The organism is Cohnella silvisoli (genome assembly GCF_021190915.1).
Classification (GTDB): Bacteria; Bacillota; Bacilli; order Paenibacillales; family Paenibacillaceae; genus Cohnella; species Cohnella silvisoli.
The window spans coordinates 1-16040 of the sequence record NZ_JAIOAP010000012.1 but is presented as its reverse complement, the minus strand read 5'-3'; the positions used below and the strand labels follow the sequence as shown (position 1 = coordinate 16040).

General features: G+C 48.7%; 13 protein-coding genes. 4 read left to right on the top strand and 9 right to left on the bottom strand.

The annotated features are described in order from the left end of the window. Nucleotides 1–79: 79 nt before the first annotated feature. Nucleotides 80–781: a 5'-methylthioadenosine/adenosylhomocysteine nucleosidase gene (locus tag K7P76_RS20820; protein ID WP_232187245.1), complete on the top strand. Its 702-nt coding sequence runs from the start codon at nucleotides 80–82 to the stop codon at nucleotides 779–781. Between the two features lie 48 nt (nucleotides 782–829). On the opposite strand, the gene K7P76_RS20815 is transcribed toward K7P76_RS20820, so the two are convergent. The 4 genes from K7P76_RS20815 to K7P76_RS20800 all read right to left on the bottom strand — a co-directional run bounded on the left by K7P76_RS20815 (nucleotide 830) and on the right by K7P76_RS20800 (nucleotide 4863). Beyond that, on the bottom strand, nucleotides 830–1672 hold the full coding sequence (locus K7P76_RS20815; protein WP_232187244.1) for a carbohydrate ABC transporter permease: 843 nt from the start codon (nucleotides 1670–1672) through the stop codon (nucleotides 830–832). A gap of 20 nt (nucleotides 1673–1692) precedes the next feature. Then, nucleotides 1693–2553 (bottom strand): carbohydrate ABC transporter permease, encoded by an 861-nt coding sequence (locus K7P76_RS20810; protein WP_232187243.1) that lies wholly within the window; start codon nucleotides 2551–2553, stop codon nucleotides 1693–1695. A 14-nt stretch (nucleotides 2554–2567) separates the two neighbouring features. Next, a complete protein-coding gene (locus K7P76_RS20805; RefSeq protein WP_232187242.1) occupies nucleotides 2568–3896 on the bottom strand; it encodes an ABC transporter substrate-binding protein in 1329 nt (442 codons plus the stop codon). 61 nt (nucleotides 3897–3957) lie between these two features. Then, on the bottom strand, nucleotides 3958–4863 hold the full coding sequence (locus tag K7P76_RS20800) for a nucleoside hydrolase (protein WP_232187241.1): 906 nt from the start codon (nucleotides 4861–4863) through the stop codon (nucleotides 3958–3960). Between the two features lie 206 nt (nucleotides 4864–5069). Here K7P76_RS20800 and K7P76_RS20795 point away from each other — a divergent pair, with 206 nt between their 5' ends. Next, a complete protein-coding gene (locus K7P76_RS20795; protein WP_232187240.1) occupies nucleotides 5070–5822 on the top strand; it encodes an AraC family transcriptional regulator in 753 nt (250 codons plus the stop codon). Nucleotides 5823–5887: 65 nt separating this feature from the next. Here K7P76_RS20795 and K7P76_RS20790 read toward each other — a convergent pair whose 3' ends face one another. Together K7P76_RS20790 and K7P76_RS20785 are read right to left on the bottom strand one after the other, a co-directional pair. Further along, nucleotides 5888–7102 carry an acetoin utilization protein AcuC gene (locus tag K7P76_RS20790; protein ID WP_232187239.1) on the bottom strand — a complete coding sequence of 405 codons (1215 nt, stop codon included), beginning with the start codon at nucleotides 7100–7102 and terminating at the stop codon, nucleotides 5888–5890. Between the two features lie 40 nt (nucleotides 7103–7142). Next, nucleotides 7143–7775, bottom strand: coding sequence for a GNAT family N-acetyltransferase (locus K7P76_RS20785; RefSeq protein ID WP_232187238.1), 633 nt, complete (start codon nucleotides 7773–7775; stop codon nucleotides 7143–7145). Between the two features lie 300 nt (nucleotides 7776–8075). Here K7P76_RS20785 and acsA point away from each other — a divergent pair, with 300 nt between their 5' ends. Further along, entirely contained in the window at nucleotides 8076–9749 is a 1674-nt protein-coding gene (gene acsA, locus K7P76_RS20780; protein WP_232187470.1) for an acetate--CoA ligase, read from the top strand. Between the two features lie 96 nt (nucleotides 9750–9845). Here the strand turns inward: acsA and K7P76_RS20775 are convergent, their stop codons facing one another. After that, the gene (locus K7P76_RS20775) at nucleotides 9846–10421 is read right to left on the bottom strand and encodes a MepB family protein (protein ID WP_232187237.1); all 576 of its coding nucleotides are present in this window, start codon (nucleotides 10419–10421) and stop codon (nucleotides 9846–9848) included. A 280-nt stretch (nucleotides 10422–10701) separates the two neighbouring features. Then, nucleotides 10702–13770 carry a transglycosylase domain-containing protein gene (locus tag K7P76_RS20770; RefSeq protein ID WP_232187236.1) on the bottom strand — a complete coding sequence of 1023 codons (3069 nt, stop codon included), beginning with the start codon at nucleotides 13768–13770 and terminating at the stop codon, nucleotides 10702–10704. 150 nt (nucleotides 13771–13920) lie between these two features. Between K7P76_RS20770 and tyrS the strand changes: the two genes are divergently transcribed. Beyond that, entirely contained in the window at nucleotides 13921–15186 is a 1266-nt protein-coding gene (tyrS, locus tag K7P76_RS20765) for a tyrosine--tRNA ligase (protein ID WP_232187235.1), read from the top strand. A gap of 84 nt (nucleotides 15187–15270) precedes the next feature. On the opposite strand, the gene K7P76_RS20760 is transcribed toward tyrS, so the two are convergent. Then, the gene (locus K7P76_RS20760) at nucleotides 15271–15774 is read right to left on the bottom strand and encodes a ferritin (RefSeq protein ID WP_304518416.1); all 504 of its coding nucleotides are present in this window, start codon (nucleotides 15772–15774) and stop codon (nucleotides 15271–15273) included. Between the last annotated feature and the right edge of the window lie 266 nt (nucleotides 15775–16040).

The following is a 16040-nucleotide window of genomic DNA, read 5'->3' as shown; positions in this document are numbered from 1 at the left end:
GAAAAGATAGAAAGCCCTGCACCGATATTTTCCGACGGTGCGGGGCCTCTTTATGAGAAGATTGGAGAGGATGATCATAATGACTTACGGAACAATAGGGATTATGGGTGCCATGCAGGAAGAAATCGAGCTGCTGCTGGCACAGTTGGATAATAGACTGACAGAACAACATGCCGGCATTACGTATCATCGGGGTGAATTCCAAGGCAAGAAAGTCGTTCTAACCCGCTCGGGGGTGGGTAAAGTCAATGCGGCGGTTTGTACCCAAATATTGATTGATCGCTTTGGCGCGGACGCGATTATCTTCACCGGCGTGGCAGGGGCTGTAGACCCGCAATTGAACATCGGAGACATCGTAATCTCGACAAGCAGCTTGCAGCATGACGTCGACGTTACGGCCCTAGGCTTCCCGCGAGGGACGATCCCTTATCAAGAAGTGTCGGAATATCCATCCGACAGCGGATTAATCGCGTTAGCGGAGGCAGCCGGGCAGAAAGTATATGCCGACCGGTGCCTTACTGGAAAAGTGCTGTCCGGAGATCAATTTATCGCCGATCGGTCTACCGTGAAGGGACTATATGACGAGCTAGGTGGTGCCTGCACGGAGATGGAAGGGGCATCCGTAGCCCAAGTATGCTACATGAATAACATTCCGCATGTCATTATCCGTTCGATGTCGGATAAAGCGGACGGCTCTGCTCATGTTAATTTCGCGGAGTTTACGGTAGAGGCAGCTAATCGATCTTTTGCTATCGTGAATGAGATGGTAAAAGCACTATAAATAAAAGCCAAGCCATCCCGGTTGTATCGGTAGGCTTGGCTTTTTCAGTTACTCTTTAATCCCGGTGTTCGTAACTCCTTGCACAAAGTAGCGCTGGAGTGGGAGCAAGATCAGAATCGGGATAATGACCGCGATTACCGCCATGGCGAACATTTCGTTCCATAGGGTAGAGTGTTCCGTCGTAAAATCGCTTAATGCCACTTGGATGACCCTGAATTTCTGTGAGTGCGTTACGAGAAGCGGCCAGAGGAACGATTCCCACTGCGAGATGAAAAGCATCAATCCTGCGCTGATAGACACCGGTTTGCATAGAGGCATTATGATTGCGGTATAAATTTTCCACCAACGGGCGCCGTCAAGAAGAGCGGATTCAATTAAAGCGTTCGGCAAGTCCATGAAAAACTGACGATACAAGAAGATAACCAATCCGTTCGCGACCGCTGGAACGATCAACGCATAATAAGAGTCGATCCAATTGAGCTGGTCGATAAGCCGGTATAGGGGAATGGCGATGACTTCGAACGGAATCATGAAGGTCAGCAATACAAAACCGAATAGCAGGCTCTTGCCCTTGAATTCGAATTTGGCAAAAGAAAACGCAGCCATCGATCCAATGATAATGCCGAATAAAACCGTAGCTACAGCCACCAAGAGCGTGTTGAAAAGGATGGTGCCAAATGCCCATTCCTTGAATAAATCAACATAAGCTTGCAGGGTAATCTCCGTTGGGATAAACGTTCTCCAAGTTACCGGCGACACGTACTTAAAGATGTCGTTTAAGGGCCTCACGGAAGAGACTAATGCAAACAGCAACGGCGAGACGATCGCCAGCACGATCAGAATATGAAGCGCGTAATAAGCAATTTCCTTGATCGGTTTGGTCGAGGCCACGAGCGAATACCTCCCTGATGTCATACCTTGGAACGAAGCATACGAAATTGCAAGGCGATAATGGTCAAAATTAGAATTAACAGCAACATGACGATCGCGGAGGCTCTCCCCGGGTCCGAATAGACGAAGGCGCTGTTGTAGCTTTCCAGCATCAATACGTTGGTACTGTTCTGGGGTCCACCTTTGGTCAGAAGATACATAGGCGCAAACAACAAGAAGTTGGTAACCGTATCGGTTACGGTAACGAAGGTGAGCGGTCGCTTCATCAACGGAAAAGTGACGTTTTTGAATTGCTCCCATTTGCTTGCGCCATCGATATTAGCCGCTTCATACAACGAATCAGGAACCTCCTGCAGCCCTGCGAGCAGGAAGACGGACCAGTATCCAACCCCTTTCCAGGTCGCGATCGCGATAATGATCCAAATGGCCTGATGCTGGCTTGCAAGGAAAGGCTGTTGGGGCAAATGAAGGAAATTCAAAATCGAATTCACGATGCCTTGTTCCGGGCTTAGCATGATGTTCCATAGGATGCATGCAATCGGGAGCGATACGACGACGGGCAGCAGATTGATGCTGCGGAATAGACTAATCCCTTTTAACTTTTTGTTAAGCAGAATCGCTAGTATAAAGGATAAAACGACTTGAATCGGGTTGATGAAGACGTTCAGAAACAATGTCACGTATACCGATTTCCAAAACACTGTATCCGTGAACAGTCCCGTGTAGTTGTCAAAACCCGCGAACGATTCGATGTTGCCGATGAAACTTTCCGTGTAAAGACTTGTTTTAAACCCCAGAACGATCGGATACATTTTGAAAATAAGAAGTAACAAGACTGCTGGCAGCAAGAATAAGTAGGGCGTGTACTTCACTTTGGCCATGTGGGCTGCCCCTTCTATTCATACTTTTTCAACTGGCGATCCATTTGCGTGACAATACCATCAAGCGCTTGCTTCGGCTCAATGCCGTTGCGGATGTCCTCGAAAGCTTTGAAATAAAGGGATTCCCAATCCAAGTATCCTGGGGTCACCGGTCTAGAGACGGCCGTATTTTTGGCTTCATAGGAAGCGATGCGGTATAAGTTGTTCGGGAATTGATCGTACTTCGGATCCTGATCAATTGCGTTTAGGACGTCCACGTTGGCTGGAAGCGAACCGTCTTTTTCAAACCAAATTTTCGCTCCCTCTCCCAGGGTCAAATATTCAATGAATTTAGCGGCGGCTTCTTTCTTCCCCGATGTCTCGCTGATGCCAAGGTGCCAGCTGCCAGTAGGCGTAGCCGCTTTCTGACCGGCGAAATAAGGATGCAGCGCAATACCGAAGTTAACCTTCGCCTCGGCGAATATTTTCGGATCCCAAGTGCCGCCGATCAGCATGGCCAGCTTACCCGTCTTGAAATATTCTTGGGTTTGATCCGTTTTTGGACTTACCTTGGAAGTATGAAACAAATCGTAATAGAACTTACCGGCCTGAACGAATTTGTCGGAATTGGTATAACCCGTCGCCACCAAACCGTCATCGCTAAGCGGTTTGGCTCCAAGGCTATCCGAAAGGGAAAGAATTTGATAGGCGCGGCTAACTTGTTCGAACCCGAATCCGAACACATCGTTCTGGCCGTCTCCATTGGTGTCGTAGGTCAGCTTTGCGGCTGCATCGACAACTTGCTCCCAAGTCCATCTTTGATCCGGATCGGAGGACGGAGGCGTAATTCCTTTTTGTTCAAAAAGATCTTTGTTGTAATAGAGCACCTGAGTAGATGTATCCATCGGCGCCGCCATCAATTTACCGTTATAGGTTCCGGCCTTTACAGAGGAATCCACCCATTTGGAATTCCACTGCTCCGGCTTCAGGTAGGAGTCAAGAGGAGCCAAATATCCTTTTACCGTGTAGTTGGAGATGAGCGGACCATCCACCATGATAAGATCGTAATCGGTGGACCTTGAGCCTAGTTTGACTTCGAGGGTTTCGAAGTAGTTGTTAAAAGGGTACATTTCCAGCTTTACCTTAATTGTTGGATTTGCTTTCTCGAAGCTGGAGATTACATCGTTAAGACCGTATTTATCGTAATCGCTGAGGGTAACCATCGTAATTTCGGTTTCTTTGCCAGCATTCTGGCCGGTCGTTTCGCTTGCGGTATCGGGGGAAACGTCGTTTTTGGATTGGCAGCCGGCCAAGATGGTCGTAATTAACGCAAGCAGCAGAAGAAGAGGTAATGATTTTTTCATTGGTTAATAATCCCCTTTTATATATCGATTGAGTTCAGCTAATGACCGCGTTCGACTGCATTTATATCGTAGTCAGCCTCTCCATGAGCAGTTTCATGAATCTGTCTTGATCGACCTCCAGACACACCTCGACGTTCCCGTCATCGGACAAAGCAGCTACGGTTTGGCCCGTCTTCTGACGATGGTCATACTCGACATGAACTTTCATTTTCTTCGTACGCACGAGCGTCCGGTCGATTAATAAAGAAATGGTTAACGGATCATGCATAAAGGTTTTTGGTTTCTTGACAAAGCTGAACCATTCCTCCAGCATTCGTGCTAAAGCCATATTCAGTGGATCTCCAGTCTCATGCAGCCTGCGTTGTTCTTCGTCCGTAATAACCACTTTGAGTGTGACATCGAGTCCTACCATTACGATTTTGGCCCCGCTTCCGAATACGAGAGACGCTGCTTCCGGATCGCTGACGATATTATGCTCTACCGTCGCAAGGCTGGCTCCGTTATCGCCAAGGCGCGTTACGCCGCCCATCATGATAATCTCCTTTACATTGTTCACCAGTTCCGGCTCGCGAATAATGCATGCGGCGATATTAGTAAGGGGGCCGATCGGTACCAAAGTGATTTGTCCGGGATTGGCCATCACGGTCTCGATAATGAAATCAACGGCATGCTTTGACTCGATCTCAAGATTAACGTCCTCCTCCGTTAGAATTCCTTTGCCCTCATGTCCCGCAAGCCAGATTTCTCGATTGTGGAGCAGGGGCTTGTTGATGCCTGGATAAACCCGTACATCTTCTCTTTGTCCATACTGAAGCATTTTTCGAGTCATTCTGGCCCGCAAGTCGACGTCTCCGTAAACGGTCGTTACGCCTTCTATAGTTATTTCCGGAGATCTCATAGCAAGTGCCAATGCCATTGCGTCATCGATATCGCTGCCGATATCCGTGTCGATAATAATTCGATTCATAGTCAAATTCCTTCCATCCTTTATACAGGTTTTATTGTTGTAATCGCTTACGTTTGAAGCCGAATAAACAAGTTGTCTTCCCTTCTAATTTATGATTTGATTAGCGGGGTGATATAATCATAACAAGAATCCAAATAAATCATTATCTATTTTCGATCGAACTATTATATGATTTGGCTAATTATATGTAGGGAGGAGGTGAATGCATGAGCCGGATTAATTTCATTTTCTTTATCAAGCATCCGCAGCAAACTTACATCCAAGCCCATCAGCATGGCTGCCACGAACTCGTTTATTATTTTCGGGGGCAGGGGGTAACGCAAATCGGAAGGCGGAAATACAACTTCCAGGACAATAGTTTTGCAATTATTTCTCCCCACGTTCTGCATGATGAGCACCATGTAGCAGAGGAATCTGACGTGCTTTGCATCGGGTTTCATTCCAGTCATGTTGATTTGAAGGATTTGAAAAGCATGTACGAGGATGACAACGATCAAACGATCGGACAATTCCTTCTTCGCATGAAACAGGAGTTCACGCAAAAGCGGGACGGATATTCCGATATGCTTAATCTAATGGTTGAAGAGCTCACCATTCATCTTCAAAGATTAATCGGGCTAAAAGGAATTCCGCAGCCGCAGGAAGATCAGTTGCAGTATGTCATTAACTTCATGGATGAACATTATCAGCAGGATGTCTCTGTTGAATCATTGGCGATAATGTCGGGATACAGCTATGGGCGGTTCAGGCATTTATTTAAAGAAAAAATGGGGATCGCCCCGTTACGGTATATATTTCTCAAGCGGATCGAGTTCGCTAAATCTCTGCTGCTGGGCACAAAAATGCGCATATCCGATATTGCTTCGGAAACGGGGTTTGTAAATGATGCTCAGTTCTGCAGCATATTCAAGCGTGAAACCGGGTTAACACCCAAGACGTTTCGGAATAAATGTTTATAAAAAATAACCGAAATCAATAGATTTCGGTTAAGAAGCCTGAGGTATTATATGGGGGACATCTACGCCTATCCGATATGCTGCAAGGCTAGCTCCAGCATGGTTTTGTTTTTGGCGGTTATTTCCGCTCTTCTTGGCATCGAGGTCCAGGAACCCACGTCGTCAAGCCATGTGCTTGGGAGCGGAAAGTCGGGCTTGCGGTTCGTATTCATGTTAGGCCATTGTTGAGGAAGAGGGCCGCCATTCTCCGTTGAATCGATCTTATTGAGAAGAGGATGACCGCTCATCTCCAGCCACAACAAACTCCACGCTCTAGGCACTACCCGCCAATGATCATACCCGCCGCCGCCAAGCGCCACCCACTTGCCCTGCGTATAACGATCCGCTAAGTCGTGGATGATTCGCGGCATTTCACGATAAATTTCCATGCTGCAATGGATATGGGCGAGCGGGTCGAACGCATGCGCATCACAGCCATGCTGGCTGACGATAATATCGGGTCGGAAGGAGCGGGCGGCATGCTCCACGGCTTGCCGGAAACAATCGAGCCATGACTCGTCTTCCGTATAGGGCTCCATGGATAGATTCAGACAGGCTCCATAGCCGGAGGAATCTCCTCTCTCATGGTGGAAGCCCGTGCCTGGAAACAGAAATTTGCCCGTTTCGTGTATGGATAGCGTGAACACCTCGGGATCCGTATAGAAAAACCATTGAACGCCGTCCCCATGATGAACATCCGTGTCGATATAGAGTACTCGTGCTTTATAATGATGCCGAATATAGGATATCGCTGCCGCGGCGTCATTGTAAACGCAGAAGCCGGAAGCGCGGTCGGGAAAAGCGTGATGAAGCCCTCCTGCCAGATGCAGCGCATGATCCGCTCGTCCCGACATAACCGCTTCAGCTGCTGCGAGAGACCCGGCGGCCACCGCTATAGAAGCTTCATGCATGCCGTGAAAATAAGGAGTATCCCCATCAGCTTGGAGGCCGTATTGCGCGGCTAGCTTTATTGCAGCCATGTCCGGGTTTTCGGAGCTTAAAGCGGTTACTGCATCGATGTAATCGGGTCTATGAATATCGCGGATAACTTGTTCGGCTTCTTCTTGAGAGAAGGGAGGAGACATTTGTTTATTATCCAATGCTCCGCAAGCTCGCAAAAGGTTTTCCGTCAATTCCAGGCGTATGGGATGAAAAGGATGATCGTCATGAAAACGATAAAGCCCGGAAGCCGAATTGTTGATCCAAATCGTTCTCGAATCCAGTGGAGGTCGCCTGCCTTTCATCAGAGCTGTTCCAAGTGCGGCGAAGCCGCTTTGTTTGGCACTAATACATAAAGCGTTGCCGGAATCGTACCCGGTCGAATTGTTCCACGGAGGAGAGGGGGACGTCTTTGCCTATTCTCACCATCAAACAGTTGGCGGGGTGCGCGCATATTTCCGGATCGTCCGTAGCAAACCAGACCATTCCGACCGATTTCATTAGCCGTTCCATCATTTCGCGGTATTCCCACACATTTAACCCGCTGGATTCCAGATCCCAGTGCCAATAGTATTCGGTCGTAAAAACGATCATATTGTCCAATTGACCGTCATGAAACGCTGCGGTGATGAGCGCTTTACCTAGACCGAGATTGCGGTAATCATCCGCTACTTCGATCGCGCCAAGCTCGACAAGGTCTTTCATGCCGCCCTCCGACCACCGTTCCATCTCGTCCGGGTAGTGGAAAGTGACGTATCCGACGATGACGTTCTCTTCCCTCGCAAGGATGATTCTCCCCTCCGGAAGCTCGGCGATTTCAACTAATGCCTGATGCTGCTCTTTAGGCCTTCTAAAAGCGTCCAATTTCTGATGGAGCGTCCATTCGCTTAACGTTTCAGGTGATACGGGACCTTCAACGATCAAGGATCGGCCATTTCGGTCTATTGGATACCGGACATAAGATTTGATATGCTCCATGCCGTTCTCCCTTCAGCCGTGCTAACTTTGATGTCATTATACACTATAGGGGGATGGGGGAGGAACAGCGCGTCTGAAATCGGGGCGGAAAATATCGTCGTTTTTGTGCCTGAAAAGGTTCTTTTCCCCTATGCCTAGCTCACACTCAATGTGATATAATGAATTTTGGCAGAGAAGACAATTACCTCATGATAATGAAAGCGCATTCGATATCGAATGCATGTATTCCAATTTGGAAGGTGATGGATCGTGACATTTCAGTCTGACGAGAAATTAGCCGTCACAGCGACGGCGGCAAACATGGGAACGTATGAAGATGCGGTAAAGAGCTTCGACTGGGCGGATGTCGAGAATCAATTTTCTTGGGCGTCGACCGGCAAGGTCAATATGGCTTACGAAGCGATCGATCGCCATGTAGAGAACGGCCGGGGGGACAAAATAGCGCTTCACTACAGCGACAGCAAGCGTGACGAAAGCTACTCCTTCGCGGAATTGTCGAGGCAATCCAATCGGTTTGCCAACGTGCTTCGCGGGTTAGGCGTTGATAAGGGAGACCGAGTATTTATTTTCATGCCCCGCACGCCGGAATTGTACTTTAGTTTGTTCGGCGCGCTTAAAGTTGGCGCAGTCGTAGGTCCGTTATTCGAAGCATTCATGGAGACGGCTGTCAGAGATCGCCTTCAGGATAGCGGCGCGGTAGCGATCGTTACGACCCCTGCGCTGTTGTCGCGGGTTCCGCGGGCGGAACTCCCAGATCTTAAACATGTTATCCTATATGGTGACGATGTCGAAGAGGGCAACGGAATCGTCGATTATCGCGCAGCGATGGCGAATGTTTCCGATACTGCGGAGTTGACTTTCCTTGATCGGGAAGACGGACTTATTTTGCATTATACATCAGGCTCTACAGGCAAACCCAAAGGGGTATTCCACGTTCAGAACGCGATGCTCCAACATTATCATACGGGACGTATCGTTCTGGATTTGAGGGAAGACGACGTATACTGGTGCACGGCCGATCCGGGCTGGGTAACGGGAACTTCATACGGTATTTTCGCGCCTTGGCTGAACGGGGTCACCAACGTCGTTCGCGGCGGCAGATTTAGCCCTCAGGATTGGTACTCGACGATTCAAAAATATAAAGTAACCGTATGGTACAGCGCACCGACAGCATTCCGCATGCTGATGGGGGCGGGTGACGATGTCGTTAATTCGTTCGATCTGTCCAGCTTGCGCCATGTGTTGAGCGTCGGTGAGCCGCTGAATCCCGAAGTTGTCCGTTGGGGCAACAAGGTTTACGGTCAACGCATTCACGATACGTGGTGGATGACGGAAACAGGTGGACAATTAATCTGTAACTATCCGAGCATGGAGATTAAGCCGGGCTCGATGGGGCGGCCGGTTCCAGGCGTTCAAGCTGCGATTATCGATGATCAAGGCAATGAATTGCCGCCGTTCCGCATGGGTAATCTTGCGATCCGGACACCATGGCCGTCGATGATGCGTAAAATATGGAACAACCCGATGAAATACGCGGAGTACTTCCATATCCCGGGATGGTATGTTTCGGGTGATTCCGCTTACCAGGACGACGAAGGTTACTTCTGGTTCCAAGGGCGTATCGATGACGTCATTAACACTTCCGGCGAGCGAGTAGGGCCTTTCGAGGTAGAGAGCAAGCTCGTAGAGCATCCTGCTGTCGCCGAAGCGGGCGTTATCGGGAAACCGGATCCGCTTCGCGGAGAGATTATTAAAGCATTCATTTCCTTGCGGGAAGGTTACTCGCCATCGGATGAGTTAAAAGCCGACATCGCCAAGTTCGTAAAGGAAGGGCTTTCCGCCCATGCTTCCCCGCGCGAGATCGAATTCAAAGATAAGCTTCCCAAAACCCGCAGCGGTAAAATCATGCGCAGGGTGCTGAAAGCTTGGGAGCTCAACTTGCCTACAGGCGACTTGTCCACGATTGAAGATTAGAATCTAGTTTTAATTACTTAAAACCTCCCTAGGGTGGGTACGTTTTAACGTACTCGCTCGAAGGGAGGTTTTTTGATTTGTAATTTACTTATGCCTTTAACGATTGGGACCGTAAAGCAGTTGAGCACGAACGAAGTCTATCGGGAGATTCTCAGGTATGTCTAGGAAATATTCCAATTGCCATATTTGAGTTTTCTGAGCCTGACGGCTCGTAGGATTGTCCCAAGGTGGGTAAACGCGCATTGCTCTTTTACCGCCTTTGCCTTGATTGGATACGATATCGTGATCATATAAAACAGCCTTTGGAAATATAAACTGACCAAAGTTACTACCTTTGCGTGTACTAATAACAAAGAAATCGGCTGGATCGGATACGTCGTATGGTTGGATTGGTCCATCTCCAATTCTCTCCCATAAAGTCACAAATTGCCCGATCTTTGTAGGAGTGATTTTTGCGACTCGAAATCTAATGGAGAGACCATCTAAGTTAAATACATAAGCCCCATACTCAGCATTTTGTTCTTCTAAGAGTGGTCGAGAGCAATCAAACCTGCAGGGGTTATAAACAAGATCTTTGGTGGCAAGCAAGTCACTGTGAATTGTGTCAGAGGAAGTCGAATCATTTTGATCGCTATGGCTTGCTTTTGAAAAGTCTCGTTTTATTTCATCCATCTATTCAAATCCCCCATATGCGTCACATGTAGCAATCCATTGTTGTTCTTAATGTTCACTATCTTAATGTAAACGTGGCTAGTTCACAAGCTCACTTCAGCTATATGAAGAAGTTAGACGTAGGAGCATTAAAGTGTGGGAAAGTATTCCTGAGGAAAGTCTGGATTGGAAACCGGTAGAACGGCTGAAATCGAGCGCCCAAATATATGGGACTAGGTTTGCGCTATTTTCTCGTTATACAAAGCCCGCCCCCGTACAAGACGGTGGCGGGCTCTGTAGATTAAACTTCGACAGACCGGGTAGGAGAAGACTCTCCGGACGAATTTATCGCCGTTATGCGATACCATCCGGTCGACATAGGAGCAATATACTCGAAGGATGCGGATTCCGTCGTTCCGAGCAGCTTGTATTTACCGCGTTCAGTCGAACTATACCATACCTGATACTGGGTTACGCCTTCACTGCCCGGATTCTCATTCCACGATAACGTAACGCCGATATCCGTTCCTTCCGCTTTAAGCCCTGTTGGCGTTGTGGGATTGTTGCTGTTGTTCGGATTATCCGGGAATCCGGGATCGCCGCCATCCGGTATGTTAGGATCGGTTATGATTTGACCGCCGTCCGTCGATATGGACTCGCTCGGTGCGGATTCATTGCCGACAACATCAACGGCCGCGACATAATAACGATAGGTTTGGTTTGAGCTGATGTAGTTGACGAATTTCGGGTCCTCCCCCGTCGGTACGGAAGCCTCGACTTTCTCGAAGGCCCCGCCATTAACGGAACGATAGAGCCTATAGCCAGCAACATCGGCTTGCGTGGAAGGCGTAAACGAAATCCTCGCCAAGCCGTTCATGGTTTCCACCGAGATGTGCGCTGGAGGTCTCGGGGCGCCCCCATCGTCTACGCGCGGATCGATCTTGGAAGGAGCGCTTTGAGCGGCATCCTTCGGTAAATAATAAGCAAGCGATTTGCGGGATTGCGCGGACACCTTTCCGAGCTTCGCTTGTAATTCCTCTATAAGCGTATCTAACGGCGTCTCGCGTACGACCATTACGGACTCCCGCAGCAGATCCTCCGGGGTCTCGGGGTGCGGCAAGTAGTTAACGCCGTTGTAGGAAATATATTTGACTTTGACGAGGGCGTCGTCTTCCTCCGTCGGAATGAATTTACGGTTAAAGATATCCGTTACGAGCTTGCCGGCAGATTTCGTTATTTCCGTCGGCAGCTTGCCGCTGACGCTGGATACGGTCATCGAAACAATGCCGTCCGGCTTCTCGAAAGCTTTGGTCGGGAACAGCTCCGGCTTGGCTTCCGTAACTTCGTTCATAATTTTCGCCCAGATCGAGCGTGCCCGACCATGGCTGTCTGCAGACAAAGTGTGAATGACTTTCTCATATCCGGCCCATACCCCGAGCGTAATGTCCGGAGTGTAACCTTCGAACCATACGTCCCCATAGTTTTGGGTCGTTCCCGTTTTGCCGACTACCGGAATTTTACCGTAATTTTTGAATTGGGACATGATCGACGTTGCCGTACCGTTCGTGACAACCGTGCGAAGCATGTCTGTCATCAGATAAGCCGATTGCTCGGATACGATTCGTTTCGGATTCGCTTCATGCTTATATACGAATTCATTGTTGGCATCGCGGATACTTTCAATTAAATAAGCATCGTTGAAAACGCCTTTGTTCGCGATCGCGGAGTAGGCATTGGTCAACTCTTCTACCGAAACGCCGTACTTAAGTCCTCCGATTACGCCCGTTTGGGCAGCGTCATCCTCTTTCACCAGCGTGGTGATTCCAAGGGAACGGGCGAATGCCCAAGAATCCTTAATCGTTACTTTATTAAGGAATATTTTCAATGCGGGAATATTGTAGGAATTGTTAAGCGCTTGGCGCGCGGTTACGAGACCCGAATAACGGTTGTTGGAGTTTTTCGGAATATGGTAGCCGCCTCCGCCGTTTTTCAGAATGATAGGCGCATCGTCAAGGACGCTGGCAGGCTGGATGAGCCCTTTGTCGATTGCCGGCAAATAAGCGCCGATCGGTTTCATCGCTGAGCCCGGCTGACGCGTCATCTGCGTGGCGAAGTTCATTTGCTCGATATGGAAGTCGCGCCCTTCGATCATGCCTAAGATGGCGCCCGTTTTCTGGTCCATCATAACGGCGGCAATTTGCTCAACCCCTTTGACGGGATGGTCGGGTGCGAAATTTTCCGGATTTTCAGCTACTCCGTGCATAAGGTTATACACTTTTTTGTCAATCGTTGTCGTTATTTTATAGCCGCTGCGCAGCAGCTGTCCGCGCGCATCTTCGATAAGCGCCGAGTTTTCTTTCTTTTTCAAATCCTCGAGCTTAAGCTCCGGGTTTTGTTTCAGAACGAGTAATTCAGCCGCTTGGCGCTCGACTTCAAGCATTAAGTAAGGAAAAGTGTTATACGCCTTCTCGCTGGGCTTAGCCAGTGAACTATAGAGATCGAAAGCCAGCGCTTCTTCATATTCCGCGTTGGTGATCTTCTTTTCAATCAGCATGCGGCTGAGGACGAGCTTCTGACGCTCGACAGCCCGCTTAAAGTTCTTTTCGTTGAAATCACCTTTGCCGTTAAAGGCGGAATATAAGGAAGGCAGTTGCGGTACGCCGGCCAAATAGGCAGCTTGGGCTATGTTCAGCTTTTCCAATTTCTCGATGCCGAATATTCCTTTGGAAGCCGCTTTGATTCCGAAAACTTGATAACCGGAAGATCCGTTCCCATAAGGGACTTTATTTAAGTAGGCCGTAATGATTTCTTCTTTGCTCAGAAACCGTTCCAGTCTAAGCGACAGGAAAATTTCTTTGGCTTTCCGGCTGGAAGTCTGGTCTAAGCTTAAGAATACGCGCCGTGCAAGCTGTTGGGTAATCGTACTGCCGCCCGTCTGCACGCTCTCGTTCAACAATTGCTGTTTGACCGCACGGAATAAGCCATTCGTATCGACGCCGGGGTGCGTGAAGAAGTTTTTATCTTCTATCGCGACAACCGCGTCGATGATTGTTTTCGGAATTTGGTCGTATGTAACAGGGCGACGATCTTCTTCGGAACGCAATTGTCCGATAGGGGTGCCATCGTTGAAATAGACGAACCCGGTTATGGCATTCTCGTTTATTTTCTCTTCGATCAGGCTGCGGGACCGAATCGGGTCGTCATTTACTAAAGAAGCGATGTATCCAGTCACTGCTCCTGCGCCGACAAGTCCGGCCAACACGCCGAACAAGATAAGCCAAAGCACGGTAAATCCTGCGATTTTTCCGGCCGTTCTGAATCCTGCGCCTTTACGCCCCGGCGTGGAAGGGGGTTGTTTCGTCTCATTCATAGGGAAGCCTCCTTCAACAAACAGAACTATTATAGCACATTTAGCCATCGTTTGACTTCCTTCGGAAGGGTGTGCTATAAAGAGAGAAATTCGCACCTGAAAATGCGGTAATCGGGACGAAGCGAGTGATCACGAGGGAGGAAATCGGAATTGAAGACGGACGGGAAAAATACTTTATCCGCTGAGCAGCAAAGCGAGGTCGCTCGTCAGCTCGAAGTGATAAGGCGAGGCACTGTAGAGATCGTGCCGGAGGAAGAACTAGTTAACAAAGTTGCGGAATCCGTGATGACTGGGCGACCGCTTAAGGTGAAGCTGGGACTTGATCCTTCTGCGCCGGATATCCATGTCGGACATACGGTCGTCCTACATAAATTAAGACAGTTTCAATTGCTCGGCCATGAAGTGCAATTGATCATCGGCGATTTCACAGGCAGAATCGGCGATCCGACGGGGAAATCGGAAACTCGCAAGCAATTAAGCGAAGAAGACGTCAAGCGCAATGCGGAAACGTACCAGAAGCAAATTTTCAAAATTTTGGATCCGCAAAAAACGACCATTTATTATAATTCCTCTTGGTTGTCCCCGTTAACTTTCGCGGACGTTGTCGGACTAGCCGGGAAAATTACGGTTGCGCGCATGATGGAAAGGGATGACTTCACGAAACGGTTCCAATCCAACCAGCCCATCAGCGTCCATGAATTTTTCTACCCGCTTATGCAGGGGTATGACTCAGTCGCGCTGGATAGCGATGTGGAGCTTGGCGGGACGGACCAGAAGTTCAATCTGCTTATGGGCCGCACGTTGCAGAAGGAATACGGCAAGGCTACGCAAGCGGCGCTTATGCTTCCGCTGCTCGAAGGTCTTGACGGCGTGAACAAGATGAGCAAGAGCTTGGGAAATTATATCGGGATCGATGAGGAAGCCAATCAAATCTACGGCAAGTCGATGAGCGTGCCGGATGAGTTGATGCTGAAATATTACGAGTTGGCTACGGATTTGAGCCTGGAGGATCTGAAGACGCTGCGTGAAGGATTGGCGGACGGAAGCGTTCATCCAAGAGATGCCAAAATGCGGTTAGCCCGCACCTTCGTCCGAATGTACCATGGAGAGGAAGCGGCAGCGGCAGCCGAGAATCATTTTATTACCGTGTTTCAGAAACGGGCGCTCCCGGACGATATCGAAGAAGTCGCTATCCCGACCGCCGAGCTCGTAGAGGGTAAAATCCGCGTGACTAAACTGCTCATCCTGCTAGGGTTGCAAGCGTCGGTCAGCGAGGCCCGAAGAAGCATCCAGCAAGGCGCAGTGAGGTTGAACGAAGAGAAGCTCGCGGATATCGACGGCGATATTGCACCGTCTGACGGTGACGTTCTGCAAGTCGGCAAACGCAAGTTTGTCCGGTTTACGGCGAAGAGATAGTAAATTCCGACAACAATAAAAGAGACTGGCCGATAAGTTTAACTTAACGGTCGGTCTCTCTTTAATGTGCGCTTATTATGAAGTTTATACGGCAGGCGGGGTGAACGTACGCTGTGCGAACTCGGCATCGAGCATGAAAAAGGCGTTGCTGTCCTTATCGATCCGTTTGAGCTTGTTAATAATGCTGTCGAACATGGATTCTTCTTCGACTTGCTCGTCGATAAACCATTTCAAGAATTGGATGGTTGCATGCTCACGGTCGTTCATGGCCAGGTCGGATAGGTGGTAAATACGTTTGGTTACCTCTTGCTCATGGGCGTAGGCGTGCTCGAACGCATCGAGAATAGAATGATATTCGTTATTCGGGACATCCATGCCGGATAACGTTACTCGCTGGCCTCTGTCGTTCAAATACTTATAAATTTTCATGGCGTGAAATTTCTCTTCTTCTGCTTGCACCATAAAGAAGTTAGCGAACCCATCTAGGCTTTCTCCTGAACAATAGGCGGCTATGGCTAAGTAAACGTGAGCAGAGAAGAGCTCGAAATTAAGTTGTTCGTTTAGACTTTCGCTTAATGAATCTTTCATCATTACCTTTCACTCCCTTTGAAATGCGCTTGGACGTTATACCCGGATTGTACCATAATTTAACGGCAATCCGAAAGAAGTCCTCTTCCTCTATAGGGAGGGGATGAATTTCGGCTAGGCGAAGCCTAGAATCTTCGTACTCGAAGTCATGACCTTAAAAACTTACAATGAGCTCGGAAATCTAGATATAAGAACAAGTGTTTGGTATAATGAAGTTAGCGCATAGGTTTCAGATAGGGGGCGAAAACAAGATGATCCGATGTCTT

What these genes read in the sequence shown, in the direction of transcription:
- K7P76_RS20820 (WP_232187245.1), top strand. Translation starts at nt 80, where the DNA reads ATGACTTACGGAACAATAGGGATTATGGGTGCCATGCAGGAAGAAATC.
- K7P76_RS20810 (WP_232187243.1), bottom strand. Translation starts at nt 2,553, where the DNA reads ATGGCCAAAGTGAAGTACACGCCCTACTTATTCTTGCTGCCAGCAGTC.
- K7P76_RS20805 (WP_232187242.1), bottom strand. Translation starts at nt 3,896, where the DNA reads ATGAAAAAATCATTACCTCTTCTTCTGCTGCTTGCGTTAATTACGACC.
- K7P76_RS20800 (WP_232187241.1), bottom strand. Translation starts at nt 4,863, where the DNA reads ATGAATCGAATTATTATCGACACGGATATCGGCAGCGATATCGATGAC.
- K7P76_RS20795 (WP_232187240.1), top strand. Translation starts at nt 5,070, where the DNA reads ATGAGCCGGATTAATTTCATTTTCTTTATCAAGCATCCGCAGCAAACT.
- K7P76_RS20790 (WP_232187239.1), bottom strand. Translation starts at nt 7,102, where the DNA reads ATGAAAGGCAGGCGACCTCCACTGGATTCGAGAACGATTTGGATCAAC.
- K7P76_RS20785 (WP_232187238.1), bottom strand. Translation starts at nt 7,775, where the DNA reads ATGGAGCATATCAAATCTTATGTCCGGTATCCAATAGACCGAAATGGC.
- acsA (WP_232187470.1), top strand. Translation starts at nt 8,076, where the DNA reads ATGGGAACGTATGAAGATGCGGTAAAGAGCTTCGACTGGGCGGATGTC.
- K7P76_RS20775 (WP_232187237.1), bottom strand. Translation starts at nt 10,421, where the DNA reads ATGGATGAAATAAAACGAGACTTTTCAAAAGCAAGCCATAGCGATCAA.
- K7P76_RS20770 (WP_232187236.1), bottom strand. Translation starts at nt 13,770, where the DNA reads ATGAATGAGACGAAACAACCCCCTTCCACGCCGGGGCGTAAAGGCGCA.
- K7P76_RS20760 (WP_304518416.1), bottom strand. Translation starts at nt 15,774, where the DNA reads ATGAAAGATTCATTAAGCGAAAGTCTAAACGAACAACTTAATTTCGAG.